At 73.6% G+C, this 25,999-nt stretch carries 24 protein-coding genes, 1 tRNA gene and 1 other RNA gene; 7 read left to right on the plus strand and 19 right to left on the minus strand.

All coding sequences use genetic code 11. The annotated features are described in order from the left end of the window. Window positions 1-633: 633 nt before the first annotated feature. The 7 genes from IEY96_RS00005 to IEY96_RS00035 form a co-directional block, all read right to left on the minus strand. Window positions 634-2,586 carry a vWA domain-containing protein gene (locus tag IEY96_RS00005; protein WP_189192735.1) on the minus strand — a complete coding sequence of 651 codons (1,953 nt, stop codon included), beginning with the start codon at window positions 2,584-2,586 and terminating at the stop codon, window positions 634-636. A gap of 2 nt (window positions 2,587-2,588) precedes the next feature. Then, window positions 2,589-4,034: a magnesium chelatase ATPase subunit I gene (locus IEY96_RS00010; RefSeq protein ID WP_189192736.1), complete on the minus strand. Its 1,446-nt coding sequence runs from the start codon at window positions 4,032-4,034 to the stop codon at window positions 2,589-2,591. A gap of 48 nt (window positions 4,035-4,082) precedes the next feature. After that, entirely contained in the window at window positions 4,083-5,177 is a 1,095-nt protein-coding gene (locus IEY96_RS00015; protein WP_189192737.1) for a hypothetical protein, read from the minus strand. Window positions 5,178-5,249: 72 nt separating this feature from the next. Next, window positions 5,250-5,900 carry a response regulator gene (locus tag IEY96_RS00020; protein WP_189192738.1) on the minus strand — a complete coding sequence of 217 codons (651 nt, stop codon included), beginning with the start codon at window positions 5,898-5,900 and terminating at the stop codon, window positions 5,250-5,252. Next, window positions 5,897-7,147 carry a sensor histidine kinase gene (locus IEY96_RS00025; RefSeq protein WP_189192739.1) on the minus strand — a complete coding sequence of 417 codons (1,251 nt, stop codon included), beginning with the start codon at window positions 7,145-7,147 and terminating at the stop codon, window positions 5,897-5,899. The genes IEY96_RS00020 and IEY96_RS00025 overlap by 4 nt, the downstream gene beginning before the upstream one ends. A 57-nt stretch (window positions 7,148-7,204) precedes the next feature. After that, the gene (locus IEY96_RS00030; RefSeq protein ID WP_189192740.1) at window positions 7,205-7,702 is read right to left on the minus strand and encodes a hemerythrin domain-containing protein; all 498 of its coding nucleotides are present in this window, start codon (window positions 7,700-7,702) and stop codon (window positions 7,205-7,207) included. 5 nt (window positions 7,703-7,707) lie between these two features. Beyond that, window positions 7,708-8,676, minus strand: coding sequence for an aldo/keto reductase (locus IEY96_RS00035; protein WP_189192741.1), 969 nt, complete (start codon window positions 8,674-8,676; stop codon window positions 7,708-7,710). A 65-nt stretch (window positions 8,677-8,741) separates the two neighbouring features. Here IEY96_RS00035 and IEY96_RS00040 point away from each other — a divergent pair, with 65 nt between their 5' ends. After that, window positions 8,742-9,209, plus strand: coding sequence for a GNAT family N-acetyltransferase (locus IEY96_RS00040; protein WP_229791322.1), 468 nt, complete (start codon window positions 8,742-8,744; stop codon window positions 9,207-9,209). Between the two features lie 11 nt (window positions 9,210-9,220). Next, entirely contained in the window at window positions 9,221-10,210 is a 990-nt protein-coding gene (mgrA, locus tag IEY96_RS00045) for an L-glyceraldehyde 3-phosphate reductase (protein ID WP_189192743.1), read from the plus strand. Window positions 10,211-10,213: 3 nt separating this feature from the next. Here the strand turns inward: mgrA and IEY96_RS00050 are convergent, their stop codons facing one another. Next, a complete protein-coding gene (locus IEY96_RS00050; RefSeq protein WP_189192744.1) occupies window positions 10,214-11,143 on the minus strand; it encodes a lytic polysaccharide monooxygenase auxiliary activity family 9 protein in 930 nt (309 codons plus the stop codon). Between the two features lie 139 nt (window positions 11,144-11,282). Between IEY96_RS00050 and IEY96_RS00055 the strand changes: the two genes are divergently transcribed. From IEY96_RS00055 to IEY96_RS00065, 3 genes are all read left to right on the plus strand, one after another. Next, the gene (locus tag IEY96_RS00055) at window positions 11,283-12,284 is read left to right on the plus strand and encodes a 2-hydroxyacid dehydrogenase (protein WP_189192745.1); all 1,002 of its coding nucleotides are present in this window, start codon (window positions 11,283-11,285) and stop codon (window positions 12,282-12,284) included. A 77-nt stretch (window positions 12,285-12,361) separates the two neighbouring features. After that, the gene (locus IEY96_RS00060; protein ID WP_189192746.1) at window positions 12,362-14,581 is read left to right on the plus strand and encodes a DUF4153 domain-containing protein; all 2,220 of its coding nucleotides are present in this window, start codon (window positions 12,362-12,364) and stop codon (window positions 14,579-14,581) included. 159 nt (window positions 14,582-14,740) lie between these two features. Next, window positions 14,741-15,808, plus strand: coding sequence for a glycerophosphodiester phosphodiesterase family protein (locus IEY96_RS00065; RefSeq protein WP_189192747.1), 1,068 nt, complete (start codon window positions 14,741-14,743; stop codon window positions 15,806-15,808). Between the two features lie 47 nt (window positions 15,809-15,855). Here IEY96_RS00065 and IEY96_RS00070 read toward each other — a convergent pair whose 3' ends face one another. The 3 genes from IEY96_RS00070 to IEY96_RS00080 form a co-directional block, all read right to left on the minus strand. Next, on the minus strand, window positions 15,856-16,197 hold the full coding sequence (locus IEY96_RS00070) for a VOC family protein (RefSeq protein WP_189192748.1): 342 nt from the start codon (window positions 16,195-16,197) through the stop codon (window positions 15,856-15,858). A gap of 118 nt (window positions 16,198-16,315) precedes the next feature. After that, a tRNA-Ala gene (locus IEY96_RS00075) sits at window positions 16,316-16,388 on the minus strand. Window positions 16,389-16,477: 89 nt separating this feature from the next. Beyond that, entirely contained in the window at window positions 16,478-17,068 is a 591-nt protein-coding gene (locus IEY96_RS00080; protein ID WP_091259972.1) for a YqgE/AlgH family protein, read from the minus strand. Window positions 17,069-17,200: 132 nt separating this feature from the next. Between IEY96_RS00080 and IEY96_RS00085 the strand changes: the two genes are divergently transcribed. Continuing rightward, window positions 17,201-18,004, plus strand: a complete 804-nt coding sequence (locus tag IEY96_RS00085) for an S-methyl-5'-thioadenosine phosphorylase (protein ID WP_189192749.1) — start codon at window positions 17,201-17,203, stop codon at window positions 18,002-18,004. 110 nt (window positions 18,005-18,114) lie between these two features. Beyond that, window positions 18,115-19,710 carry a benzoylformate decarboxylase gene (mdlC, locus tag IEY96_RS00090; RefSeq protein WP_189192750.1) on the plus strand — a complete coding sequence of 532 codons (1,596 nt, stop codon included), beginning with the start codon at window positions 18,115-18,117 and terminating at the stop codon, window positions 19,708-19,710. 3 nt (window positions 19,711-19,713) lie between these two features. Here mdlC and IEY96_RS00095 read toward each other — a convergent pair whose 3' ends face one another. The 8 genes from IEY96_RS00095 to prfB all read right to left on the minus strand — a co-directional run bounded on the left by IEY96_RS00095 (window position 19,714) and on the right by prfB (window position 25,977). Further along, on the minus strand, window positions 19,714-20,694 hold the full coding sequence (locus tag IEY96_RS00095; protein WP_189192751.1) for a chromosomal replication initiator protein DnaA: 981 nt from the start codon (window positions 20,692-20,694) through the stop codon (window positions 19,714-19,716). A 38-nt stretch (window positions 20,695-20,732) separates the two neighbouring features. After that, complete coding sequence (locus IEY96_RS00100) at window positions 20,733-21,185, minus strand: hypothetical protein (protein WP_189192752.1); 453 nt, start codon at window positions 21,183-21,185, stop codon at window positions 20,733-20,735. A 117-nt stretch (window positions 21,186-21,302) separates the two neighbouring features. After that, window positions 21,303-21,965: a hypothetical protein gene (locus tag IEY96_RS00105; RefSeq protein ID WP_189192753.1), complete on the minus strand. Its 663-nt coding sequence runs from the start codon at window positions 21,963-21,965 to the stop codon at window positions 21,303-21,305. Between the two features lie 77 nt (window positions 21,966-22,042). Beyond that, window positions 22,043-22,418: a transfer-messenger RNA gene (gene ssrA / locus IEY96_RS00110) on the minus strand. A 104-nt stretch (window positions 22,419-22,522) separates the two neighbouring features. Further along, a complete protein-coding gene (gene smpB, locus IEY96_RS00115) occupies window positions 22,523-23,002 on the minus strand; it encodes an SsrA-binding protein SmpB (RefSeq protein WP_189192754.1) in 480 nt (159 codons plus the stop codon). A gap of 113 nt (window positions 23,003-23,115) precedes the next feature. Continuing rightward, a complete protein-coding gene (ftsX, locus tag IEY96_RS00120) occupies window positions 23,116-23,991 on the minus strand; it encodes a permease-like cell division protein FtsX (RefSeq protein ID WP_189192755.1) in 876 nt (291 codons plus the stop codon). 65 nt (window positions 23,992-24,056) lie between these two features. Further along, window positions 24,057-24,737, minus strand: a complete 681-nt coding sequence (gene ftsE, locus IEY96_RS00125) for a cell division ATP-binding protein FtsE (RefSeq protein WP_013284225.1) — start codon at window positions 24,735-24,737, stop codon at window positions 24,057-24,059. A 118-nt stretch (window positions 24,738-24,855) separates the two neighbouring features. After that, window positions 24,856-25,977, minus strand: a complete 1,122-nt coding sequence (gene prfB, locus IEY96_RS00130) for a peptide chain release factor 2 (RefSeq protein ID WP_189192756.1) — start codon at window positions 25,975-25,977, stop codon at window positions 24,856-24,858. Between the last annotated feature and the right edge of the window lie 22 nt (window positions 25,978-25,999).

The raw sequence follows: 25,999 nt of genomic DNA on the forward strand, positions 1-25,999 counted from the left end.
ATGTACAACGACCGGCGGCCCACCATCATTCCGGGCCCGGCCACCCCGCCTCGCGGGGCGCCTTCCTCGGTCGTTCACCCGGATACAACGACGCCCACCCGCCCGCCATTCCGCCAGTAGAGCGCCGGCGGCCACCCGGCGAAACGGACACCCCGCCCACGCCGGCCCGGCCGGTCGAACGTCATGGGTGTATCCGGACCTCGGTGACAGCCAATGACGCTCCATCCACGGCCCCCGTGCCCCGTCGATGGATCGGCATGGAGATATCCGGACCTCCGAGACCCATGACGTTCCACCCAACAGCCCCGCGCACCGCCGGTGGAACGCCATGGAGGTATCCCGGCCCCGGAGACATACATGGCGTTCCACTCACCGGCTGAGGCCGCGCCCGAAGCGGACATTCACCCCAAAACCCGCGATCAACCCTGGACCGCCGACCCCGCACCCGGCCCACCCGCTCGGCCCCTTTGCTCTGCTGCCACGGACGCAACACCCCGAGACCTCCCCCGTTGCGTGGAGGGCTGCAGAGCAAAGGCGGTGACCGAGCACCTGCCACCCGTGCTGGAGGCGATCGGATCTGGTCCGTCCCGACCTGGCATCAGGGCGGTCGGGGGCAGGGGCAGAGCTACAGGGTCAGCGGCGGCCGTGCCGGGCGCGGAGGTAGTCGGAGACGACGTACTCACCGAGGTCGTCGAGGTCCGGCGTGAACATCCGACCCTTGGAGCGGCGGGCCACCGCGTCCACGAAGCGGCGCAGGCCCGGGTCGTCGCCGAGCATGAACAGGTTGAGCGTGGCGCCGTACCGGGTCAGCTTGTCCACCTCGCGGATGGTCGCCTCGATGGTCTCCGGCAGCGGCGGCCAGTGGAAGTACGCCTCGCCGTCGGACGGGTCGAGGTGGGCGGTGGGCTCGCCGTCGGTGACCACCAGCACCACCGGCTCGGCGCCGGGGTGCCGGCGCAGGTGCCGCCCGGCCAGCCGCAGCGCGTGCTGGAGGTTGGTGCCCTGCTCCATGTCCGGCTCCACGGCGGCCAGCTCCTGCTGGGTCAGCGGCACGGCCTCCCGGCCGAATCCGATGATCTGCAGGGCGTCCTGGGGGAAGCGGGTCGCCATCAGGTGCGACAGCGCCAGGGCCGTCTGCTTCATGGGGCCCCAGCGCCCCTGCGAGATCATCGAGTACGACAGGTCGACGCAGAGCGCCACCGCCGCCGACGCCCGCCGCTCGGTCTCCATCACCTCGAAGTCCTCGACCGCGAGCTGCACCGGCACCCCGGGGCCGGCCCGGCGTACCGCGCGGGTGAGGGTGCGGACCACGTCGAGGGGCTGCTCGTCGCCGTACTCCCACTGCCGGGAGGCGCCGCTCACCTCGCCGGCCGCGCCCGCGGAGCGCAGGTCGTGCTGACCGCGCGGTCCGGCGGTCAGGTCGGCGAAGACCCGGCGCAGGGCGGTGCCGGCGAGCCGGCGCAACGCCTTCGGGCTGAGCGTCAGCCCTTCGGCGTCCCGGGTCACCCAGCCCTGCCGGCGCAGCTCACGCTCAAGTTCCCGCAGCCGGCGTACGTCGTCGGCGGCGTCCCGGCCCAGCGTCCGGGCGACCGCCTCGACGTCGACGTCGTCCAGGGTGGCGCCGGGCTGGTCCTGGTCGAGGGAGTCGAGCAGCTCGTCCAGTTCGGCGATCTCGCCGAGCGCGCCGGTGGCCTCGCCGTAGCCGAGCGGCTGCTCGCCCCGGACCCGCTCGCCGCGCTGCCAGTTCAGGTCGGGGCGCAGCGACCGCAGGTGGGCGTCCAGCTGGGACAGTTCCCCGGCCAACTGCTCGCCGAGGGACTGGCGCATGAGCCCGGCCAGTTCCTCACGCTGCCGGTCCGACAGCGACCGCATCAGTCGCTCCCCGGCCGCCGACCGGCGGGCCAGCACGTCGATCAGCTCGTCGACGTCCTTCGGCTGCTCCGGGAAGAACTGGCCGTGCCGGCGCATGAACTCGGCGAACGCGTCGGTGGTGTCCTCGGACCGGGCGTGCCGGGCGAGCAGGTCGTTGAGGTCGCGCATCATCTCGGCGAGCTGCTGCTGGGCGGCGGGGTCGGCGGCGGCCCGCGCCGCGTCGCGCAGCCCGGCGAAGCGCTGTTCCAGCACGTCGCCGCGCAGCCCGTCGAGGATCCGCTGGTACGTCTGCCGCGCCTCGTCGCTGGCCCAGTCGTATCCGGACAGCTCCTCGACGGCCCGGGCGGTCGAGCGGGGCAGGTTGTCCAGCACCGCCTCGGCGAAGCGGGCGGCGTCGCCGTCGCGCCCGCGCAGCTCCTCCCGCTCGGCGGCGACAGCCTGGTCGAGCAGGGCCTGAGCGCGGGTCACCGCGCCGTCCAGGTCGCCCCGGCGCAGCGCCTCCCGCCGCAACCGGCGGGCCCGGGCGGCCAGGTCGTCCAGGCCGCCGCGCCCCTGGGGGCCGCGCCGCAACAGGTCGCGCAACGCCTCCCGCAGGCTGCCGCCGGCGAGGACCTCCGAGCCGACCGCGTCCACGGCGGCACGTACGTCGTACGGCGGGGCGAGCGGGTCGGGCCCGCCGCGCCACTGCCCGTACCGGAAACGGTTGCCGGCCACGGTCAGCCCCGGCCGCCGTAGACGGTGCGCCCGGACTCGGTGACGTCCTTGCCCAGCCGGCGGGTGAGGTGCAGCCCTTCCAGGACGAACTCGATCCCGGCGGCGGCCTCCTCGGGGGTGGGCGCGTCGCCGAGGCCGAGCCGGTCGAGCACCTTGGCCAGCCCGGGCACGGTGCCGACCTGGCGCAGCAGATCGGCCGAGGCGACCAGCTCGCCGGTCTCGATCTCGCCGCCCTCGGCGACCAGCGCCGTGAACCCGGAGAGATCCAGCCCGGCCAGCCGGGCCCGGAACGTCTCGGCGGTGGCGGTCCGCAGCAGGTGGGCGAGGACCTCGATCTCCCGCCCCTCCTCACCGCTCTCGAACTCGACCTTGCCACGCAGCGTGGAGGTCACCGAGACGGCGTCGCCGACCCGGGCGACCGGGGCCTCGTGGGCGGCGGTGGCGAGCAGGCCGGCGCGGCGCAGCGCGGCGGCGGCGACGGTCTCCGCGGCGGCGATGGCGAACCGGGCGGAGACGCCGGAGCGCGGGTCCACCGACGGCGACTCCCGGACGGCGCGGGCGAACCGGGCGAGCACCTCCAGCACGTGCTCGGGGACGGTGGCGACCAAATCGGCCTCCTGCCGGATCAGCTCCAGCTCCAGCTCCAGGTCGAGCGGGTAGTGGGTACGGATCTCCGCGCCGAAGCGGTCCTTGAGCGGGGTGATGATCCGGCCCCGGTTGGTGTAGTCCTCCGGGTTGGCGCTGGCCACCAGGAGCAGGTCCAGCGGCAGCCGGAGCTGGTAGCCACGGACCTGGATGTCGCGCTCCTCGAGCACGTTGAGCAGCGCCACCTGGATCCGTTCGGCCAGGTCGGGCAGCTCGTTGACGGCGAAGACGCCCCGGTTGGTGCGCGGCACCAGTCCGAAGTGGATGGTCTCCGGGTCGCCGAGGGTACGCCCCTGGGCGAGCCGGACCGGGTCGACGTCGCCGATGAGGTCGCCGACGCTGGTGTCCGGGGTGGCCAGCTTCTCGCCGTAGCGCATCGAGCGGTGCAGCCAGCCGATCGGCAGGTCGTCGCCGCGCTCGGCGACCAGGGCGCGGGACGCCGGGGTGAGCGGGTGCATGGGGTGCTCGTTGAGCACCGAGCCGGGGATCACCGGGGTCCACTCGTCGAGCAGCGCGCCGAGCGAGCGGATGAGGCGGGTCTTGCCCTGGCCGCGCTCGCCGAGCAGCACCATGTCGTGGCCGGCGAGCAGCGCCCGCTCGACCTCGGGCAGCACCGTGTCCTGGTAGCCGACGATGCCGGGGAAGCGCTCCTCGCCGGCGCGCATCCGGGCGAGGAGGTTGTCGCGGAGCTCCTGCTTGACCGTGCGGTAGTGATGTCCGGACGCCCGCAGTTCGCCGAGCGTGCCGGGCAGGTCGGCGGGCGGGACCGGGGGAACCTGGTTGGGCGCAGTCACCCGACCCACGCTATCTCGGCCGGGTGACCGCGCGCCGCCTTCCGGACGGCCGGATCGTCACGGACGGGGAACGGGCCGCCCGCAGCGGGCGCAGGCGCCCCGGCGCCGCAGGTGGTACGCCAGGGTGGCCGCCCCGAGCGCGACGCCCCAGAGGGGCCAGAGCAGCATCGGCGCGGAGGCCAGGCTGAACTCGTGCCCGATCTGCCAGAACTCCGGCTTGGTGAGCAGCCCCAGGGTGGCCGCCGTCACCGACAGCGCGACCAGCGTCGCGGGGACGACCGCCAGCCGGATCGGCACCCGCCGGCCGGCCAGCCCCGGCAGCCACCGGGGGAACCGCTCGCCCCAGGGGCGGACCAGCCCGAGGGTGAGGATCGCCCCGACGGTGGCGAACGCGCCCAGCCCGGCACCGGCCCAGACGAGCCCGGTCTCCCGCATCTCGGCGAGGAAGTCCTGGGGGATGCCCAGCGGGATGCCGGCCGCCCAGGCGAACCGGGTGACCGCGTAGGCGAAGGGGATCACTGCGGCGGTGTACGCGGCCCAGCGTCCCCAGCGGGCGGCCGAGGCGGGCGAGGTCCAGCCCCGCTCGTCGTCGTCCCGACCGCAGGCCGGGCAGGCGCCGACGGTACGCCGCTGCCACAGCAGCAGTGCCCCGGCCAGCAGGACGCCGCCCACGAGGGCGGCGCACCGGGCCGCCAGCGGCCAGTCGAAGACCTGCCCGTAGTCGACCGGCGGCCAGCCGAACGGCGCGCCGATGATCAGCATGGGCAGGTAGCCGAGCACGACCAGCACCCGGGCGTCCGGGACGACCACGGTCAGCGCGAAGACGACCGCCCAGCCGTAGCCGAGCAGCAGCACGCGGGGCAGGCCGGGACGGCGTACCGTCGCCGGGCCGCTCATGGCGAGCGCCGCGACCGCCGCGAGCAGCAGCACCCCGGCGAAGAGGGGTGCGCCGGCGTCCACGGGGACCAGCCGGAGCAGGCTGACGTCGCCGCCGTGCGGGTCGTTGGCGCCGAATGGGTAGCCGGCGCCGGTCAGTGTCGAGACCAGGGCGAGCACGCCCCAGCCGCCGAGCCAGGCGGCGGCGAGCGGGGCGGCCAGGTCGAGCCGGGTCCGGGTGGCCCGACGGGGTGGGGAAACGGTTGTTGTCGTCATGACCTCAGCCTCGGCCGGCCGGGCCCCGGATCCCTCCCGCGCCGGGGTGGACCGTCTCCCCCGCGCGAGGGGTCAGCCGGTCGGCACCACGAAACCCGACTCGTACGCGGCGATCACCGCCTGGGTCCGGTCGCGCACGCCGAGCTTGGCCAGCACGTTGCCGACGTGCGTCTTGACCGTCTCCACGCCGACCACCAGCCGGTCGGCGATCTCCGGGTTGGACAGCCCGGCGGCCATCAACCGCAGCACCTCGGCCTCCCGCTCGGTGAGCCGGGCCGCCCGCAGCCCGTCGGAGCCCCGGCCGCCGTACGCGCCGACGAGCTGGCGGATCGCCGCCGGGAAGAGCAGCGACTCGCCGGCCGCCACCACCCGGATCGCCTCCACCACCTCGGCCGGGCGGGCCCGCTTGAGCAGGAAGCCGCTGGCTCCGGCGCGCAGCGCCTCGTAGACGTACTCGTCGTTGGCGAACGTGGTGACCACCAGGACGCGGGGCGGGTCGGCGGACGCGGCCAGCAGCCGCCGGGTGGCCTGGATGCCGTCGATGGCCGGCATCCGGACGTCCATGAGCACCACCCGCGGGCGCAGCCGGGCCACCAGCGACGGCACCTCGGCGCCGTCCGCGGCTTCGCCGACCACCCGCAGGTCGGGCTGGGCGTCCACGATCGCCCGCAGGCCGACCCGGATCAGCTCGTCGTCGTCGACGATCAGCACGTCGATGGTCATCCGGTCTCCTCCCTCGGCGCCGGCAGGGTGGCCCGTACCCGCCAGCGGTCGCCCTCCGGCCCGGCGGTGAGCTGCCCGCCGAGCAGCAGCACCCGCTCCCGCATGCCGTCGAGGCCGCGCCCGCCGCCACCCGGCCCGGTGGTGCCGCGCAGCCCGTTGACCACCTCGATCTCCAGACGACCATCGGGTACGGCCACCCGCAGCCGCACCGGCCCCCGGCCGTGCCGGACCGCGTTGGTGAGCCCCTCCTGGACGATCCGGTAGCCCTCCCGGGACACCACGGCGGGCAGGTCGCGCAGCGCCCCGCTGATCCGGGGCTCCACCTCCAGGCCGGCGGCCCGGGTGTCGGCGACCAGCCGGTCCAGCCCGTCGAGGGTGGCCTGCGGCGCGGTGGGGGCGGGCGCCCGCCCGTCCTCGGTCTCCCGGAGCAGCCCGAGCACGTGGTCCAGGTCGTCCATCGCGCGGCGGCTGGTCTCCTCGATGGCGCGCAGGGCCCGCCGGGTGAACTCCGGGTCGGTGTCGAGCAGCTCGCGGGCGGCGCCGGCCTGGAGGGTCGCCACGGTGAGCGCGTGCCCCACCGAGTCGTGCAGCTCGCGGGCCAGCCGGTTGCGCTCGGCCAGCCGCGCCGACCGGGCCTCCAGGGCGGCGATCCGCTCGGCCTGGGCCGGGCCGAGCAGCACCGGGGCCATGGAGGCGGCGAGCGCGCCGAGCCCGGCGACCGCGTACCCGAGCGCGACCAGCAGGGCCAGCCCGGCCAGTCCCGCCGCGACCGGGTGGCCCGGGCCGAACGCGCCGAAGCCGTCCTCGGGGGCGACGCCGGTGTCGACGCCGGCCAGCCCGGCGACGAAGACCAGCGCCATGGGGAACGCGCTGATCGCGGCGAACAGCACGAGGCCGCCGGTGAGCAGGTGCAGGGCGATCCAGAGCGCGGCGCGCAGCCGGGTCTCCCGATCGATCCGGTGGCCCGGGGCGGGCTCGGGCAGGTCGACCGCGAGCAGCGCCCGGGCGGCGGCGATCTCCAGCGCCCGGCTGCCGGCGAGGAACACCGGCACGGCGGCGAGCACCGCGGCGACCAGCAGCAGGCCGGCGCCGATCGGGCGGGGCACGTCGTCGTTGCCGAGCAGCTGCGCGAACGCCGCGGCGAGCAGCGCGTACGGCAGGACGAGCACCCCGCCGAGGAGCAGGAACACGGCGCGCCGCCAGGTGCTCCCGCGCACCAGCGGCGCCAGTACGCCCGGGACCGTCACCCGGCCATTCTGCCGCCGGGAACGGCCCGCCGACTCCCCCGCGACGGGGAGATCGGGTCAGCGGTGGTCCTGGACGTACTTCTCCGGGTCCTTGTCGCGGAAGGGCAGGTTGCGCCCGTTCTTGTGCTCGCCGTAGAACTTCAGCCAGCGCGCCCCCAGCTCGGCCCGTAGCTCGACGCCGGCGTGCCGGCGGAAGTCGGGCAGCGCCTCGTCCTCCTCCTCGGCCAGGTGTTCGCTGTTCTCCCGGCGGGCCCGCCAGACCGCGGCCCACCAGGCGTCCGAGCCGACCTCGTGCAGCTTCGACTCGGCGATGGCGTCGCGGATCTTGTTGTGGTCGCCGATGGCGTCCTCGGTCTCCTCCGCGCCGTCGTCGCCGTGCCGGACCAGGTGCGGGTAGAGGATGGCCTCCTCGGCCTCGGCATGGATGTCCAGGTGCAGGGCGAGCGCCTCCCAGACGGCCAGCAGCTCGGCCGGGTCGCGGGCGTCGTCGAGCCGGGCGAAGCCGCGGCGGAAGGCGGCGTGGTCGTCGAGGATCAGTGCGGTGATGTCGTCCATGGTGGTCACCTCCCGGTGCGGGCGCGGATCAGCTTGGGTACGGCGGCCAGCCCGGTGATCGGGCGGAACGCGTGGGCGGCGGTGACCAGTGCGGCGTACTCGTCGTCGGCCAGGTCGATCTCGGCGGCGGCGGCGTTGCGCTCCATCTGCTCCACCCCCGACGCGCCGGGGATGGCGACCACGTTGGGGTGGCGGAGCAGGTACGCCAGGGCGATCTGGCTGGGCGTGGCGTCGTGCGCGTCGGCCACCTCGCGCAGGGTGGCGATCAGCTCGGTGCCCCGCTCCAGGTTCTCCGGCAGGAAGTACGGGTTGGCCCGCCGCACCGCCCCGGTGGGCGGGTTCCGCGCGTCGTACCGGCCGGAGAGGAAGCCCTGCCCCAACGGGCTGTACGCGATGACGATCCGGCCGGCCTGCTCCGCGTACGGAATGAGGTCCTTCTCGGGGCCGCGGTCGACCATGCTGTAGCGGACCTGGTTGCTCAGCACCCGGCGGCCCAGCGCGGCCTCGGCGAACCGCCAACGGCGCAGGCCGTAGTTGCTGACCCCGACCTCGCCGACCAGCCCGACGTCCTGGAGCGCGCGCATCCCGCGCATGGTGGTGGTGTCGGCGACCACCGGGTTGGGCTGGTGCACCTGGTAGAGGTCGAGGCCGGCGACGCCGAGCCGGGCGGCCGAGGCCACGGCCCGCTGCTGCACCACCGGGGCGAGCGGCAACACCGGGAAGATCTTGCTGGCCACCACGACCTTGGCCCGGTCGTCGCCGAGCGCCGCGCCGAGGATGCGCTCGCTGCGGCCGAAGCCGTAGATCTCGGCGGTGTCGAAGAGCGTGACGCCCAGGTCGAGCGCGCGCCGGACGATCTGCGCGGCCCGCTGTTCGAAGTCCGGGCCGTAGCCCCACTCCCGCGAGCCGAACTGCCACGTGCCGAGGCCGATCTTGGAGATGGGCTTGGGGGTGTCGAGCGGGACGTAGCGCATGGACTCGAAGCTACCCAAGCCCGCAGGCCGGCATGCCCGTTCCGCCGTCCCGGCAGAATGGTCGGGTGACTCTCCTCATCCGCCCCGCCCGCCCCGAGGAGGCGGCCGAGCTGACCGAGCTGGCGCTGCGCTCCAAGGCCCACTGGGGGTACGACGCCGCTTTCCTGGCCCGCTGCCGCACCGAGCTGACCCTCACCCCGGCGGACGTGGCCGCCCGGCCGGTGCGGGTGGCCGAGCGGGACGGCCGGACGGTGGGTCTGCTGGTGCTCGGCGGTGAGCCGCCCGCGCTGGAGCTGGACATGCTCTTCGTGGACCCCCCGGCGATCGGCACCGGCGCGGGCCGGGTGCTGTTCGAGCACGCCGTGGCCACCGCCCGGGCCGCCGGCGCCCGGACGCTGTGGATCGAGGCGGATCCGGAGGCCGAGTCGTTCTACCGGCATCTCGGCGCGGTGCCGGCCGGCACCTCGGTCTCCCCGTCCACCGGCCGGGAGCTGCCCAGACTCCGCTACGACCTGGGCACTGGCCGGGGCTAGGGTCTTCAGACGTGACCTACCTAGCCAGCGAAGACCGTTACGACTCGATGATCTACCGGCGCAGCGGCCGGAGCGGCCTGCGCCTGCCCGCCATCTCGCTCGGGCTGTGGCACAACTTCGGGCCGGACCGGCCGTACGAGCGGCAGCGGGACATCGTCCGGCGCGCCTTCGACCTCGGGATCACCCACTTCGACCTGGCCAACAACTACGGCCCGCCGCCCGGCGCGGCGGAGGAGAACTTCGGCCGGCTGCTCGCCACCGACCTGAAGCCGTACCGGGACGAGCTGGTCATCTCCAGCAAGGCCGGCTATCTCATGTGGCCCGGCCCGTACGGCGAGTGGGGCTCGCGCAAGTACCTGATCTCCTCGCTGGACCAGTCGCTGCGCCGGATGGGGCTCGACTACGTCGACATCTTCTACTCCCACCGGTTCGACCCGGACACGCCGCTGGAGGAGACCATGGGCGCGCTGGACGCGGTCGTCCGCTCCGGCAAGGCGCTCTACGTCGGCATCTCCAACTACAACTCGGAGCAGACCGCCCGGGCCGCCGAGATCCTCCGCGAACTGGGCACGCCGCTGCTGATCAACCAGCCGTCGTACTCGATGCTCAACCGCTGGACCGAGGACGACGGGCTGCTGGACACGCTGGAGCAGGCCGGTGCCGGCTGCATCGCGTACAGCCCGCTGGCGCAGGGTCTGCTCACCGACCGCTACCTGGGCGGCATCCCGGCCGACTCCCGGGTGCGGACCAGCGTCTTCCTCAACGAGAGCGACCTCAGCGAGGAGAAGATGGCCACCATCCGCGGGCTCGCCGCGGTCGCCGAGCGGCGCGGCCAGAGCCTGGCCCAGCTCGCGCTGGCCTGGGCGCTGCGCGACCCCCGGATGACCAGCCTGATCATCGGGGCGAGCAGCGTGGCCCAACTGGAGGGGAACGTCGCCGCGCTGGACAACCTCGACCTCGGCGTCGACGACTTGGCCGAGATCGACCGGCACCTGGGCTGAGGACTACCAGATCCGGCGCCGGCCGGCCCGGTGGTTGCGGACCCCGCACGGCCGGCCGGCCGGCACGCTCCCGGCCCGCCGCAGCCGCATCGCCACCACGACGACGAGCAGCACGGTGACCCCGGCCGCCGCGCCGACCACGAGCGGCCGGGGGAACGTGCGGGTGTCGGTCACCGCCGCCACCGGCACCCCCGCCGCCGGGTCGCCGGCCCGGTCGCCGGTCGCGGCCCTCGGCACGGTACGCGGGGCCGCCGCGCTCGCCGGGGGCGACGCCGACCGGCCGGTGGGCGCCGCGGACGCCGCCCCGCCCGACGCCGGCCGGAACACCACGTCGGAGCAGGAGTAGTAGGTGTCCTGGGTGTCCGAGTTCTGCCAGATGGTGTAGATGATGTGCCGCCCGGTGCGCCCGGCCGGGAGCCGCCCCGGCATCTGGTAGGCGCCGTCCCGGATCGGCGGGTCGGTGACCGCCAGGAACGGCTTCTCCTCCAGGTCCGCCCAGGTCAGCCGTCGGGTCGGGGCGTACGAGGCGGTGGTGGCGTAGAACCGGAACGTGCCCTTGTGCGGGATCGTGGTGCGGTAGCGGAAGGTGTATCGGGCCCCGGCCGTGAGCGTGGTGGCCGGCCAGTCGGTCCGGGGCAGGTCCAGCCCCCGGTACGCCGACAGCCCGCCGCTGCACAGTTCCCCGTCGGGGATGCGTTCCCGGTCCCGCCCGTCGATCCGGGCCACCCGGATGTTGTCCCACTCCCGCACGGCCGCCCCGGCGGCGATCGCGGCCCGGCAGGCCGGCGTGTCCGCCCGCCCACCCTCCGGACCGCAGGCCGCGGCCCGGCTCAACGGGCTGGTGGGGGCGCCGTGCGCGCTCGCCGGCACGCCGGTGAGCAGCAGGGTCGCGGCGACGGCGGCGAGCGCGGCGGGCGTTCGGCGTACGGCCATGTCATCGACCTCCCGCGCACTGGTACGGGCACGGGCCGGCAAAGGTTCGATCGACGCGTCGGTGTGCCGCGGACCACGGGGCGCCCGAGTGCTGGGAGCCGGTCGGCGCGACCGGGGCGGTGGCCCTAGCGTGGTCGGCATGCGGGTCGCCGTCTTCAGCACCAAGCCGTACGACCGGGACTTCCTCGCCGAGGCGAACGCGGCGGCCGGGCACGACCTGGTCATGCTGGAGCCCCGGCTCTCGGTGGAGACGGCGGCGCTGGCGGCCGGCGCCGACGCGGTCTGCGCCTTCGTGAACGACGACCTCGGCGAGCCCGTGCTGGACCGGCTGGCCGCGGCCGGGGTACGCCTGGCGGCCCTGCGCTCGGCCGGCTACAACCACGTGGACGTGGCGGCGGCGACCCGGCTGGGCGTCACCGTGGTACGGGTCCCGGAATACTCGCCGTACGCGGTGGCCGAGCACTGCGTCGGGCTGATGCTCGCGCTGAACCGGCGGATCCACCGCGCGCACAACCGGGTACGCGAGCACAACTTCGCGCTGACCGGGCTGCTCGGCTTCGACCTGCACGGCAAGACCGTCGGGGTGGTCGGCACCGGCAAGATCGGCGTCTGCCTGGCCCGGATCATGGCCGGGTTCGGCTGCCGGGTGCTGGCCAGCGACCCGTACCCGAACCCGGAGGCGCTCGCCGTCGGCGTCGAGTACGTGCCGTTGAAGACCCTGCTGGCCGAGTCGCACGTGGTGACGCTGCACTGCCCGCTGACCCCGGAGACGCACCACCTGATCGACGAGGAGCGGATCGCGCAGATGCGCTCCGGTGTCATGCTGATCAACACGAGCCGGGGCGCGCTGGTGGACACCCGGGCCGTGATCCGCGGGCTGAAGACCGGCCGGATCGGCCACCTCGGGCTCGACGTCTACGAGGAGGAGACCGAACTCTTCTTCGAGGACCTCTCCGACCAGATGCTGCGCGACGACGACTTCTCCCGGCTGAGCACCTTCCCGAACGTGCTGATCACCGGCCACCAGGCGTTCTTCACGCAGGAGGCGATGCACAACATCGCCGCCACCACCATCGCGAACCTGAACGCGGTGGAACGGCACGGCCCCGACGGGGTCACCGGGCCGGCCCGGGTCTGCTGACCGAACGGACCACCGGGGCGGCGGTGGAGCGGGGTGCGGCCCTACAGTGACGGCACCCCGTGATCAAGGAGCGTGCCGTGTCCGAGCCGCCACAGACGCCAGAACCGCCCCGACCCGCCCCGGCGGCCGGGTCCGCGGCCGGCGACGTCCCCACCGACGTCACGCCGCACCTGCTCGTCGCGCCCGCGGTGGCGGGCGCGCCGCCCGCGGTGCCGTGGCCCGGCCCCGAGGGGCAGCCCGCCTGGGCCATCCCGGTGGTCGTGCCGCCCGGCACCCGCGGCTACGCGCTGTTCGTGCCACTGGTGCCCGTGGCCGAGGGAGAGCCGGGCGCGGCCCCCGGGCAGGCAGCCGCCCCGCGGATGATGGTCCCCGCGCCGGGCGTGCCCACCCAGGCCGCGCCGCCGGCCGTCGAAACTCCGACCCCGAGCGGCCCGGCGTCCGCGTCCGGTGACGGCGGTACCGGCACGACGACCGACGACGCTGCCGCGCCGGCCCCCGCCTCTGCCGGACGGGCCAACTCCGAGGCTCAGCCGGCACCGGCCACGAAGGCCGAGCCGGAAACCGGGGCCGCCTCCGCCCCGGCGACGACCGCAGCTCCGACCGCCGGACCAGCGATGGCCGCTGCGCCGCCCGCCGGACCTGCGACGACCGGCACGCCGGCAGCGCCGCCCGCCGTCGTCCCGGCGCCGCCGGTCGCGGCGCCGCCCTATCCGGTGGCGGTCCACGGGGTGCAGCCCTGGGGCGGCTACCCGCCCGGTGCCGGCTGGACGCCCCGGCCGCGGACGCCCCGGACCTCGTTCCTCGGCGCGCGCTGGCCGGGCCCGAAGCAGGCCACCGGCCGCGCGGTGCCGCTCGCGGTGCTGGCCGGCGCGCTCGGCACCGCGTTCTTCGTGCCGCTGAGCCGCGTCGGCATCGGCTGGTTCCTGGGCTGGCTCACGCTGACCCTCGGCGTGCTGGTCGCGGTACGCCGGCGTACCGCCGACCTGCCCCGCACCGAGCGGCTGATCCGCGGCGGGTGGGCGGCGGCGGCGCTGGTCCTGCTGGCCGTGCTGGCCTTCCGCAACGCCTGGTGGCTGGTGACGTTCTGCGTGCTCGGCGCGCTGGGCTGCGCCACCCTGGCCATCGTCGGCGGCCGGCTGGTCCGCTCGATCCTGTTCGGCCTGGCCGCAACGCCGTTCGCGGCGTTCCGCGGCCTGCCCTGGGTGCGCCGGCACGTCACCGCCTCCCCGGAGGCCGGGACCGTCCGCAAGGTCACCGGCTCGGTGGTCGCCACCGTGCTGGTGCTGCTGGTCTTCGGCAGCCTGCTCTCCTCGGCCGACGCGGCCTTCTCCGAGGTGCTGACCGCCATCGTCCCCGAGATCAACATCGGTACGGTGTTCCGCTGGATCTTCCTGGCCGCGGTCGGCGGGCTGATCGCGGTCGCGGCGGTCTACACCCTGGCCGCCCCGCCCGACCTGTCCACCGTCGACCGGCCGAGCGGCCGCCGGCTCGGCGTGCTGGAGTGGGCGCCGGCCATCGGGGCGCTGACGCTGCTCTTCGTGGGCTTCGTGATCGTGCAGTTCACCGTGCTCTTCGGCGGACAGCGGCACGTGCAGAAGGTCGCCGGCCTCAGCTACTCCGAGTACGCCCGCAGCGGCTTCTGGCAGCTCCTCTTCGTCACCCTGCTGACCCTGGCCGTGCTGGGCGGGGTGAGCCGCTGGGCCAGCCGCGAGCGGCCGGTCGAGCGGCACCTGCTGCGCGTCCTGCTGGGCCTGCTCAGCGCGCTCAGCGTGGTGATCGTCGTGTCGGCGCTGTCCCGGATGTGGACCTACCAGAAGGTCTACAGCTTCACCGGCGAGCGGATCTTCGTGATGGCGTTCGAGCTGCTGCTCGGCGCGGTCTTCCTGATGATCCTGGCGGCAGGCGTGCGGTGGCAGGGCCGGTGGATCCCGGGCACCACGGTGGCGCTGGCCGTCGCCATGCTGCTCGGCCTGGCCGTGCTGAACCCGGAGGACTACGCGGCGAAGCGCAACATTCTCCGGTACGAGCAGACCGGCAAGATCGACGCCTGGTACCTGCGGGCGCTCTCCGCCGACGCCACGCCCGCGCTGACCGGGCTTCCCGACCCGGTCCGCCGCTGCACGCTGAGCTGGATCGCCGACGACCTTGAAGAGTCCGACCCCTGGTACGCCTGGAACCTGGGCCGGTACCGGGCCCGCCAGGCCCTCGACCGGGTCGGGCCGGACGCGATCGGTGGTCCGAAGGACTGCCGCCGGGCCGACCAGTTCGACCTGCCCAAGTCCCGCCGTACCCGGTGACGTCGCCGGCCGGGCCGCGCAACGCCGCGGCCCGGCCGGCGGCGCATCCTGCCCGTCCGCGAACGTTCACCGTTCCCTCACGTCAGGGCCACGACGGACACCGACCCCGCACCTAGCTTCGGCTGCGCGAACGTCAACCGAGGTAGCGGAGGTTTTGCCATGTCCGTCCGTCAGCTCATGACGGTGCTGGCCGTCGGGGCGGTGCTGGCCGTGCCGACGGCCGCCCACGCGGCCCCCGTCGCCGGCCCCGGCGTGCTGCCGCAGAAGACCCACTTCGACCTGCAGGCGCACCGGGGCGGGATCGGGCTGACCACCGAGGAGACCCTGACCGGTTTCGCCAAGGCCATGCGCCTCGGCGTCACCACGCTGGAGCTGGACACCCAGGTCACCCGGGACGAGAAGGTGGTCGTCACGCACGACCGGCAGGTCAGCGCGCAGAAGTGTCGCGACACCGGGCCGGTGACCCCGGGCGACCCGATGTACCCGTACGTCGGGAAGTACATCAAGGACCTGACCCTGGCCCAGATCAAGACCATGGACTGCGGCTACCAGCAGCTGCCCGGGTTCCCGGAACAGGAGCAGATCGCCGGGGTCCGGATGGCCGAGCTGCGGGACGTGCTGGACCTGGTGAAGGCCTGGCGCGCCCACCAGATCACGCTGAACATCGAGACGAAGGTGGAGGCCGGAGCGCCCGAGCAGACCGCCCCGCGCGAGCTGTTCGTCCGCCGGGTCTTCGAGGAGATCCGCGCCTCGGGCATCGAGGACCAGGTCACCATCCAGTCCTTCGACTGGGGCGCGCTGCGGGTGATGCACCGGCTCGCGCCACGGTGGCCGCTGGTGGCGCTGACCAACTACGACTTCCTCCAGGTCGGCAGGCCCGGCGCCTCGCCCTGGCTTGGCGGCTTGGACGCGGACGACTTCGGTGGCGACTTCGTCCGGGCGGCCGCCGCGATCCCCGGCGTGACCACCCTCTCCCCCAACTACGGCTTCCCGCAGAACGGCACGGTCGCCGACCCGGCCTTCCGCTTCTACCCGGACCCGAAGATGATCGCCGACGCGCACGCCCGCGGCCTGAAGGTCGTGCCGTGGACCTGCGACGACCCGGCCACCGTGGCGGCGCTGATGGACCTGGGCGTCGATGGGATCATCACCAACTACCCGGACCGGGTCCGGCAGCTCATGGCCGAGCGGGGCATGCGCCTGCCCAAGGCGTACCAGCCGCGCTGAATTCCGTGCAGGCGTCCGTCCCGCGGGGCGGACGCCTCCCGGCCCGGTCAGGCCGGGCCGCCGCCGAAGCCGATCTCGTTGCCGTCCGGGTCACGGAAGATCGCCTTGCGGACGCCGTTGTCGTAGGTCTCCTGCTCGGCCGGCGTCAGGCCGCGCTCGGCGATCTGCGCGAGGCGGGCGTCGAGGTCGTCGACGAAGACGGTGTGCATGGCGTGCCCGGCGTGTTCGGGCCGAACCTCGATGTACAGGTACCGGTGCTCGGCGATCTCCCACACCGCCTCGGTGTCGTTCGGCAGGAACGAGGGCGGCGCGCCCAGGAGCCGCTCGCACCAGGCCGCCGCCGCGCGGTAGTCACGGACGGGCAGGCCCGCGAACAGATCTACTGTCATGCGCCCATGCTAGGGATCACACCGACAATTCCCCCAGGATGGCCGGAGCGGGCGCGACCTGCTTCGAACACGACGAAGGGCGTCCGTCATCGCTGACGAACGCCCTGATCGCTAAGGGTGGAGCCGAGGGGACTCGAACCCCTGACCCCCACACTGCCAGTGTGGTGCGCTACCAGCTGCGCCACGGCCCCTTGCGGTGTCCCCGGTCGCCCGGGCACGGAGAGAACTATACACACGCCGGCTGGCATGGTCATCTCGCGGGGGTACCCCCGCCGGTGGCTCAGTTCAGGGCCACGTCCGGCGGGAAGTGGGCGACCGCCGCCATCATGCCGCCCTGCCGGCGCAGCACCATCGGCCAGAGGTCGTCCGGGCGGTCGACGAAGGCGTCACCCGGGAGGGCGTCGAGCACGAACCAGGACCCGTCCTCGATCTCCCGCTCCAGCTGACCGGCGCCCCAGCCCGAGTAGCCGGCGAACACCCGGATCCCGCCCACGGCGTCGCGCAGCTTCTCCGGGTCGACCGAGAGGTCGATGGTGCCCACCGCGCCGGAGACCCGGTGGAAGCCCTTCACCGGCTTGATCGGGTGGCGCATCCGGGCCAGGCAGATCGCCGAGTCGGGCTGCACGGGACCGCCCTCGAAGAGCACCGCGGGGTGTCGGGCCAGATCGCTCCAGTCGCCCAGGACGTCGGCCACCGGGACCTCGGTGGCCCGGTTCAGCACCACGCCGAGCGCGCCGCCGGGCTCGTGGGCGACGAGCAGCACGACCGTGCGGTCGAAGTTCGGGTCCTTCAACGCAGGCGTCGCGACCAGTAGCCGCCCGGTCATGGAATCCATGGCTCGGCCACCGATCGCCTGTCCCTCACCCTGCATGTCCGACACCCGTCAGCCGTACGCCGCTACCAGCCGCGCTGTCAACGCCATGCAAGGCACCATAGCCTGCGGTCCGCCCGCTGGCTAAGGTCTGACCGGCGGGTGATCGCGACCGAATCGAGGGAGGGCCGGATGGCGGCTACGGCCGAACTGGCGGTGATCGGCGGGTCGGGCCTCTACGCCCTGCTCGACGGCGCCACCGAGCACGTGCTGGAGACGCCGTACGGCGCGCCGTCGGACCCGGTCACGATCGCCGAGGTGGCCGGCCGGCGGGTGGCGTTCCTGCCCCGGCACGGGCGCGACCACCGCTACCCGCCGCACCTCATCCCCTACCGGGCCAACCTCTGGGCCCTGCGCTCCCTGGGCGTACGCCAGGTGCTGGCGCCCTGCGCGGTCGGCGGGCTGCGGCCGGAACTGGGCCCGGGCACGTTCGTGGTGCCGGACCAGCTCATCGACCGCACCAGCGGGCGGCCCCAGACCTACTACGACCACGGCGCGGTGCACGTGTCGTTCGCCGACCCGTACTGCCCGGCGGGGCGGCGGACGCTGCTCGACGCGGCGGCCGGGCGGGGCGTGCCGGCGGTGGACGGCGGGACGGTGGTGGTGGTCGAGGGCCCGCGGTTCTCCACCCGAGCGGAGTCGCGCTGGTTCGCCTCGATCGGCGGCACGGTGGTCAACATGACCGGTCACCCCGAGGCGGTGCTCGCCCGCGAACTGGCCCTCTGCTACACCTCGATCGCCCTGGTCACCGACCTGGACGCCGGCGTCGAGGCGGGCGGGTCGGTGACCCAGGAGGAGGTCTTCCGGGTCTTCGCGGAGAACACCGACCGGCTGCGCGGGGTGCTGCTGGACGCCGTCGCCGCGCTGCCCGCCGAGCGGGACTGCCCCTGCGGACGGGCGCTCGACGGGATCAAGCTTCCGTTCCCGCTGCCCTGAGCGCCGGGAAGCGCCCGAAAAGTCGACCTCGGCCCGATAGATTCGGCTGGTCGGGACGCTGATCACCGGGCCGTCTCCCGGCACGTGCGGGGGACGGGAGGCAGCCGGCGATGGCAACGGTCCGCGACACGACCTACGACCTGCTCCGCGCGCTGGGCCTGACCACCGTCTTCGGCAATCCCGGCTCCACCGAGGAACCCTTCCTCGCGGACTTCCCGGCCGACTTCCGCTACGTGCACGCCCTGCAGGAGGCGTCGGCGATGGCCATGGCCGACGGCTACGCGCAGGGCACCGGCCGGCCCGCGCACGTCAACCTGCACACCGCCCCGGGCATCGGCAACGGCATGGGCAACCTGGTCACCGCCTGGCACAACAAGACCCCACTGATCGTCACCGCCGGCCAGCAGACCCGGGAGATGCTGCTCATCGAGCCCCGGCTGGCCAGCCCTCGGGCGGTCGAGCTGGTCCAGCCGTACGTCAAGTGGGCGCACGAGCCGGCCCGCGCGCAGGACGTCCCGGCGGCCTTCATGCGGGCGTACGCCTCGGCGGTGCAGCCCCCGGCCGGGCCGGTCTTCCTCTCCCTGCCGATGGACGACTGGGGCCGGCCCGCCGACCCGCCGCCGCCGGTGCGGACGGTGGCGACCCGGATCGCGCCGGACCCGGACCTGCTGCGCGGCTTCGCCGCCACGCTGGCCGCCGCCCACGCCCCGGCGCTGGTGCTCGGCGCCGCGGTGGACCGGGCCGACGCCTGGCCGGCCGCCGTGGCGCTGGCTGAACGGCTGGCCGCCCCGGTCTGGGCCGCCCCGGCCCCGGAGCGGGCCGTCTTCCCCGAGAGCCACCCGCAGTTCCGGGGCGTCCTGCCCTACGCGATCGGCCCGCTGGCCGAGGCGTTGCGCGGCCACGACACGGTGCTGGTGGTCGGCGCGCCGGTGTTCCGCTACTACCCGCACGTGCCGGGCGACTACCTGCCCGCCGACACCCGGCTGCTGCACGTCACCGACGACCCGGACGAGGCGGCCCGGGCCCCGGTCGGGGAGAGCCTGCTCGGCGACGCCGGGCTGGCCATGGCCGGGCTGGTGGAGCTGCTGCCGCCGGCGGACCGGCCCCCGCCGCCGGCCCGGGACGCCCCGGCGTCGCCGGAGGCCACCGACCCGCCGAGCGCCGACGCCGTCTTCGCCGCGCTGGCCGGGCAGTGGCCGGCCGACGGGGTGCTCGTGCAGGAGTCACCGTCCAACCTGGCCGCGCTGCGGCGCCGGCTGCGGATCGACCGGCCCCGGTCGTACTTCACGATGGCCAGCGGCGGCCTGGGGTTCGGCCTGCCGGCAGCGGTGGGCATCGCGCTGGCCGAGCGGGACACCGGGCGCGGCCGGCCGGTGGTCGCGGTGGTCGGCGACGGCTCGTTCCACTACTCGGTGCAGGCGCTGTGGACCGCCGCGCAGCTCGGCCTGCCGCTCGCCGTCGTGGTCCCGGTCAACCGGCAGTACGCGATCCTCAAGGCGTTCGCCGAGCTGAAGCACACACCCGGGGTCCCGGCGCTGGACCTGCCCGGGCTGGACGTCACGGCGGTGGCGCGCGGCTACGGCTGCGCGGCCGAGGTGGTGGAGTCGCCGGACGCGCTCGGCCCGGCGCTGGCCGCCGCGCTCGCCGCCGACCGGCCGACCGTGCTGCCGGTGCCGATCAGCACCGACGTGCCGCGGATCCTGTAGGGGTCAGCGGCGCACGGCGAGCGGGGTGCCGCTGACCACGTCGAGCACCACCCGGTCGCCGAGCGGCGCCTTGAGCGTGACGCTCACCGGCTTCATCACGAGCTGCATCGTGCACGGCCCGGTCGAGCGGACCACCCCGCCGCCGAGCACCACCACGTCGTCCCGCTCCAGCACCAGCGGCGTGGGTTCCCCGTCGCAGGCGCCCGTCCCGACCCGGTAGTCGACCCGGTTGCCGGTCGTCGCCCGCAGGTCCAGGGCCGCGACGAATCCGTCGTCCACGGGGCGGCTCGGCGCGGTCCCCTCGGGCGGGGCGCCGACCGCGCTGGGCGCGACGGCGAGGCGGGCCACCGGCGCCCGCAGCCCCTCCACGGTGAACAGCCAGGCCGGCACGGTGGCCTGGCCCCGGCTGGTCCGCACCGACGCGCTGCCCAGCGTCACCCCGGTGACCGTCAGCGGCACGCACGGGCTGGCCGCCTGGGTGGCGACCGGCCCGTCCGGGCCGGGCTCGACGGTCGGGCCGCCCTTGGGCCGCGGCGCCGGGGCCATCGGCCGCCCGTCGCAGGGCGGCGGGTCGCCCTGGTCCAGCTGGGCGTACGCCTCGGCGGCGCTGATCAGCGGGACCCGCAGCGTGCCGTCCGGGAAGCGGACCGTCCCGTCGGCGGGCCGGGTGGCCGGCAGGTCGATCTGGTCCCGGTACCAGCCGTTGAGGAAGGCCTGCTTCGTCTCGTCGGTGAAGCCGGGGTCGCCGGTCAGCACGGTGGCCTCGTCGAGCGGGACGTACCCACTGCGCCAGGCGGGGCCGGGGCGCCACGCCTCGGCCACCTCGGTGGCCCGCTGGCCGAACGCCTCCCAGCGGTGGTCGGGGCCGGAGACCGACGGACCGCTCGGGCCGGCGGCCGGCGGGCCGGCAGGGTCGGCGCCGGGCGCGGCGCAGCCGGCCAGGACCAGGAGCGGCAGCCCGAGCAGGGCGAGTGATCGACGCATGCCGGTTGGACGCGACGCTCCACCGGCCGGTTCCCCGGTCAGTCCTCCCCGCCCAGGTCGGCCTGGTACGCCTCCCAGAGCAGGTCCGCGCCGCGCTGCCGGTGCCGGTCGAGCGCCCGCAGCAGGTTCCGGGCCTGCTCGCGCAACTCCTCGGCGGGCACCGCGGGAAGCCGTACCGCGTGCTGGAGCGCGGCGAACGCGGCCGCGATGGCGGCGTGCTCGCCGGCCAGCAGGCGTACGCCCCGGTCGAGCCGGGGCGCCTGGTGGAGCAGTTCGGCGTAGAAGCCGGCCGGTCCCTCGGTGACCCGGACGTGCTCGGCGAAGCCCTGCCGGACCGGGCCGAGGCGGCCGATCAGGTGCTCCCGCCAGCGTGGCTCGGCCGGCGCCGCGGCGAGCGCCCGGGCGAGGGCGCGCACGTCGCCGGCAGGGCCGGGCCGGGGCGGGGGCACGGCGGTGACGGTGGACGGCTGCTGAATCGGATTGGTGACCATGGCACCTCCCGCGCTGCTGCGCTACCGCGTACAGCGATGGTGAACCCGGTCACCCGACCTGTCCAGGAGGGGCGGGCGCCTCATCTGCCCCTTCCGCCCCGGCAGTCACAGCCGCCCCTACAGTCCCAGGGGATTGCCCGCCATGTCGCGCAGTCGGCCGGCGAGGGCGTGCGCGTCGGCGTCCCGGCCCTGGTCCGGCCGGCCGGCGGTGATCGCGTCGGCGAGCGCCCGCAGCTCGTCCGGGGGCGGGCTGCCCGGCCCCGGGCCCTGCAACGGGATGGTGACCCTCCGGCCGCTGTCCCGGTCTTGGGCGATCAGCGTGGGCACCCGCACCACCCCGTCGTCGCCGATCCGGTGGGCGACCGCGCCGCCGCGCACCTCGGCGGTGGCCAGGTCGACGGTGCGGGTGCCGAGCGCGCCACGGACCGAGGCCCGGGTCCCGTCCAGCCAGGCGGCCGTGCGCAGCACCCGCAGCACGAGGTAGAGCCCGATCAGCACGAACGGCAGCCCGCAGAGTCCGGCGTAGCGCAGCGGTGCGGGCGCGGCGGTGGCGCCGTCGTGCAGGTCGGGCGGGAGCAGGTCGGGCGGCAGGTCCCGGACGTCGTCGTACGAGGGGACCGGGTCGCCGAAGCCGCCGACCCGGCGCAGCAGGCCGTCGGCGACCAGCGGCAGCAGCACGAAGGCCGCGCCGACGGCGGTGCACAGGACGCCCACCAGGGCGGCCACGGCGCGCTGGCCGGACGCCGCGCCGACGGAGAGTGGGATCCGCTCATTCGTCACAGGCGGCAGCCTAGAGCCGAACGAGCCTGGAGACGACTGTGCGCCCCGGTCCGGTGGACCGGGGCGCACAGGTCAGGTGGTGGAGGTGCCGGGAATCGAACCCGGGTCCTTCGCCGCCTTGTCAGGGCTTCTCCGAGCGCAGCTCGCTGTGCCTCTACTCGGCCCCTCCGATCACGCGAGCGAGTCGGTGTGACGGGCCCAGTCGCTGATTGATCTCGCCGCACGGACCCCGCGACCGGGTCCGGTTGGCCAGCCTTCTAGCTGATGCCGGCTAACTGGGTCGAAGGCGCTCCCAGGCCGACAGACTTGCTACTCGCCTCAGGCGGCGAGAGCGAAGTCAGCGCGATTGTTCTTGGCGCTTATTGGTTTCCGACGAACGATTCTCGAGACGACGTCGGCTTCCTCGGCTCGCTTCCCCTGCCGCAACGTACGAAGTCGAAACCAGTCACCCCCTCGACGGGCTGCCCCTGTCGGCAGCAACACCAAGCCTAACGCCTGGCGCAACCGGATTCATTCCGAGGCCGGCCGGAAGCCGGCACCCGGACGAACCGGACGTTTCACTCACCCATGCCCTTGCCGCGCCGGCCCACCACGCGGGCGATCTCCCGCTCGGCGTCCCGCTTGGCCAGGTCCTGGCGCTTGTCGTACGACTTCTTACCCCGGGCCAGGCCGATCTCCACCTTCGCCCAGCCGTCGGAGAAGTAAACCTGCAACGGCACCATGGTGAGACCGCTCTCCTTGGTCTTGCCGATCAGCCGGTCGATCTCCAGCCGCTTGAGCAGCAGCTTCCGGGTACGCCGGGGCTCGTGGTTGGTCCAGGTGCCCTGGGTGTACTCGGGGATGTGCATGCCGTGCAGGTAGAGCTCGCCGTCACGTTCCTGGGCAAACGCGTCGACCAGCGACGCCCGCCCGGCCCGCAGCGACTTGACCTCGGTGCCGGTCAGCGACATGCCCGCCTCGTACGTGTCGAGGATGGCGTAGTCGTGCCGCGCCTTCTTGTTGGAGGCGACCACCTTGCGACCCTTTTCCCGTGGCATCGGCGCCACCTCCCTTCCGATCGCGGAGCGCGGATCATGCTACCGGAAGTACAAGGGCCCTCCCGCGCGGTTTATTCCGACGCGGGAGGGCCCTCGGAGAGCCGTACCGGCAACTAGACCCGCAGGTAGAAGCGGAGCGTGACCCAGGCGGTCACCGCGCTGACCAGGCCACCGACGGCGGCCATCAGCGGGAACGTCAGCAAGATCTCGGACCAGGAGATCGGCGTGATGAGGCCCTCCAGGGCCGCCATCGAACTCCCCGCCGCGAGCACCTTCAAGGCGATCAGCGCGACGAGGCCGAGGATCGAGCCGATCAGACCGGCCACCACCGCCTCCAGCACGAACGGCGCCTGGATGAACCAGTTGGAGGCGCCGACCAGCTTCATGACCGCGACCTCACGCCGCTTGCTGTACGCGGCCACCTGGATGGTGTTGGCGACCAGCAGCAAGGCGGCCACCGCCATCACGATCGCGATGACCAGCGCGCCGTTCTGGAAGCCGGAGAGCACGCCGAAGACCTTGTCGAGCAGCTTGCTCTGGTCGACGATCGTGTCGATGCCCTCGGAGGTCTTGTACTCGTCGTAGATCTTCTTGTACTGCTCCGGGTTGACCAGCGTGAGCCGGAACGACTCGGGGAGCTGGTCGGGCTTGACCGCGTTCACGAGGTCCGGGGCGTCGGCGTACATCTGCTGGAAGCGCTTGTACGCCTCGTCCTTGTTGACGTACGTGACTTCCTTGATCATCGGGTCGGCCTTGAGCTTGGTCTCGAGGTCGATCCGCTGCTGCTCGTTGACGTCGGTCTTCAGGAAGATCGAGACCTGGACGTTCTCGTAGTAGAGGTCCTTCATGTCGCCGACCTTCTGGTACAGAAGGCCACTGCCGCCCAGCATGAACAGCGACACCGCCATGGTGATGATCATGGCGAGGGTCATGGTGACGTTGCGCCACAGTCCGACCAGTACCTCGGACAGGACGTACTTCATCCGCATCGGGATATTCCTCCGGCTCTCCGGCGTGAGGTGTTCGTCGTCAGGGTCTGCGGGTCGTCAGCGGCTCAGCCGTAGACGCCGCGGGCCTGGTCGCGCACGATGCGGCCGCTCTCGATCTCGATGACGCGGCGGCGCATCTGGTTCACGATGTTGGAGTCGTGCGTGACCATCACGACGGTCGTGCCGGTGCGGTTGATCCGGTCCAGCAGGCGCATGATCTCGATCGAGGTGTCCGGGTCCAGGTTTCCGGTGGGCTCGTCCGCCAGCAGGATCAGCGGCCGGTTCACGAACGCCCGGGCCACCGCGACCCGCTGCTGCTCACCACCGGACAGCTCGTGGGGGTAGCGGTGCTCCTTCCCACCGAGCCCGACCAGCTCCAGCACCTCCGGCACGACCCGGCGGGCGACCGCCTTGGTCTTGCCGATCACCTCCAGCGCGAACGCCACGTTCTCGTAGGCGGTGCGGTTCGGCAGGAGCCGGAAGTCCTGGAAGACGCAGCCGATGGAACGCCGGAAGTGGGGTCGCTTCCAGGAGCGCATCGACGTGACGTCCTTGCCGTTGACGACGACCCGCCCCTTGTTGGGGGTGACCTCGTGCAGCAGCAACTTGATGATCGTGGACTTGCCGGAGCCGGATGGACCGATGAAGAAGACGAACTCGCCCTTCTCGATCGAGACGGACACGTTGTCGAGCGAAGGCCGGGACGCCTTCGGGTACGTCTTCGTCACTTGCTCAAGCTGAATCACGGGTCGAGAGTCTACGCGGTGTAACCGGAGAGCCAAGCCCCCCGCCCCTCCGAAGCGAGTCGCGTCGTCGATTCAGCCGGTCAGACAGAGATCGACGAAGCGCTGCGTCCGAGATCGATCACGCACCGTCAGCGGTGAGCTGCTGCTGCTTCCGCCAGCGGATACCCGCCTCGATGAAGCTGTCCAGCTCGCCGTCGAAGACCGCGGACGGATTGCCCGTCTCCTGCTCGGTCCGCAGATCCTTCACCATCTGATAAGGGTGCAGAACGTACGAGCGCATCTGGTCGCCCCAGGAGCCGGCGGCGTCGGTCTTCAGGCCCTGGAGCTTGGCCTGCTCCTCCTGCCGCTTGCGCTCCAGCAGCCGGGCCTGGAGCACCCGCAGCGCGGAGGCCTTGTTCTGCAGCTGGGACTTCTCGTTCTGGCAGGTGACCACGATGCCGGTCGGGATGTGGGTGATCCGGACCGCCGAGTCGGTGGTGTTGACGCTCTGCCCGCCCGGGCCGGAGGAGCGGTAGACGTCGATCCGCATCTCGTTCTCGGGGATCTCGATGTGGTCGGTCTGCTCCACGACCGGCAGCACCTCGACGCCGGCGAAACTGGTCTGCCGGCGGCCCTGGTTGTCGAACGGGCTGATCCGGACCAGCCGGTGGGTGCCGGACTCCACGCTGAGCGTGCCGAAGGCGTAGGGCACCTTGACCGTGAAGGTGGCCGACTTGAGGCCCGCCTCCTCGGCGTACGAGGTCTCGTAGACCTCGGTCGGGTAGCCGTGCCGCTCGGCCCAGCGCAGGTACATCCGGAGCAGCATCTCGGCGAAGTCCGCCGCGTCCACGCCGCCCGCGCCGGCCCGGATGGCGACCAGCGCCTCCCGGGAGTCGTACTCGCCGGAGAGCAGGGTGCGGACCTCCATCTCCTGGATGGCCTTGGTCAGCCCGGTGATCTCCGACTCCACCTCGACCAGGGTGCCGGGGTCGGACTCGGCCTGGGCAAGCTCCAGCAGCACCCCGGCGTCGTCGAGGCGGGAGCGGAGGGTGCCGAGCTTGGAGATCTCACCGTTGACGTACGACAGCTGCGAGGTCACCTGCTGCGCCTTGGCCTGGTCGTCCCACAGGTCCGGCGCGGAGGCCTCCTGCTCCAGGCGGGCCTTCTGCTCGCGCAGCTTGTCGAGGTCGAGCACAGCCTCGATGTTGCGTAGGGTGGCGTCGAGTTCCTTGAGCTGTTCGGCGTAATCGGCAGCGGTCACGACAGACAAGCCTACTGCCTAT

It is taken from the genome of Micromonospora fulviviridis (assembly GCF_014648395.1).
GTDB lineage: Bacteria > Actinomycetota > Actinomycetes > Mycobacteriales > Micromonosporaceae > Micromonospora > Micromonospora fulviviridis.

Excerpts from the sequence above, each read along its gene's own strand:
- IEY96_RS00015 (WP_189192737.1), bottom strand. The coding sequence starts at position 5,177 with ATGACGACAACAACCGTTTCCCCACCCCGTCGGGCCACCCGGACCCGG.
- IEY96_RS00020 (WP_189192738.1), bottom strand. The coding sequence starts at position 5,900 with ATGACCATCGACGTGCTGATCGTCGACGACGACGAGCTGATCCGGGTC.
- IEY96_RS00030 (WP_189192740.1), bottom strand. The coding sequence starts at position 7,702 with ATGGACGACATCACCGCACTGATCCTCGACGACCACGCCGCCTTCCGC.
- IEY96_RS00035 (WP_189192741.1), bottom strand. The coding sequence starts at position 8,676 with ATGCGCTACGTCCCGCTCGACACCCCCAAGCCCATCTCCAAGATCGGC.
- IEY96_RS00050 (WP_189192744.1), bottom strand. The coding sequence starts at position 11,143 with ATGGCCGTACGCCGAACGCCCGCCGCGCTCGCCGCCGTCGCCGCGACC.
- IEY96_RS00055 (WP_189192745.1), top strand. The coding sequence starts at position 11,283 with ATGCGGGTCGCCGTCTTCAGCACCAAGCCGTACGACCGGGACTTCCTC.
- IEY96_RS00065 (WP_189192747.1), top strand. The coding sequence starts at position 14,741 with ATGTCCGTCCGTCAGCTCATGACGGTGCTGGCCGTCGGGGCGGTGCTG.
- IEY96_RS00070 (WP_189192748.1), bottom strand. The coding sequence starts at position 16,197 with ATGACAGTAGATCTGTTCGCGGGCCTGCCCGTCCGTGACTACCGCGCG.
- IEY96_RS00080 (WP_091259972.1), bottom strand. The coding sequence starts at position 17,068 with ATGCAGGGTGAGGGACAGGCGATCGGTGGCCGAGCCATGGATTCCATG.
- IEY96_RS00085 (WP_189192749.1), top strand. The coding sequence starts at position 17,201 with ATGGCGGCTACGGCCGAACTGGCGGTGATCGGCGGGTCGGGCCTCTAC.
- mdlC (WP_189192750.1), top strand. The coding sequence starts at position 18,115 with ATGGCAACGGTCCGCGACACGACCTACGACCTGCTCCGCGCGCTGGGC.
- IEY96_RS00095 (WP_189192751.1), bottom strand. The coding sequence starts at position 20,694 with ATGCGTCGATCACTCGCCCTGCTCGGGCTGCCGCTCCTGGTCCTGGCC.
- IEY96_RS00100 (WP_189192752.1), bottom strand. The coding sequence starts at position 21,185 with ATGGTCACCAATCCGATTCAGCAGCCGTCCACCGTCACCGCCGTGCCC.
- smpB (WP_189192754.1), bottom strand. The coding sequence starts at position 23,002 with ATGCCACGGGAAAAGGGTCGCAAGGTGGTCGCCTCCAACAAGAAGGCG.
- ftsX (WP_189192755.1), bottom strand. The coding sequence starts at position 23,991 with ATGCGGATGAAGTACGTCCTGTCCGAGGTACTGGTCGGACTGTGGCGC.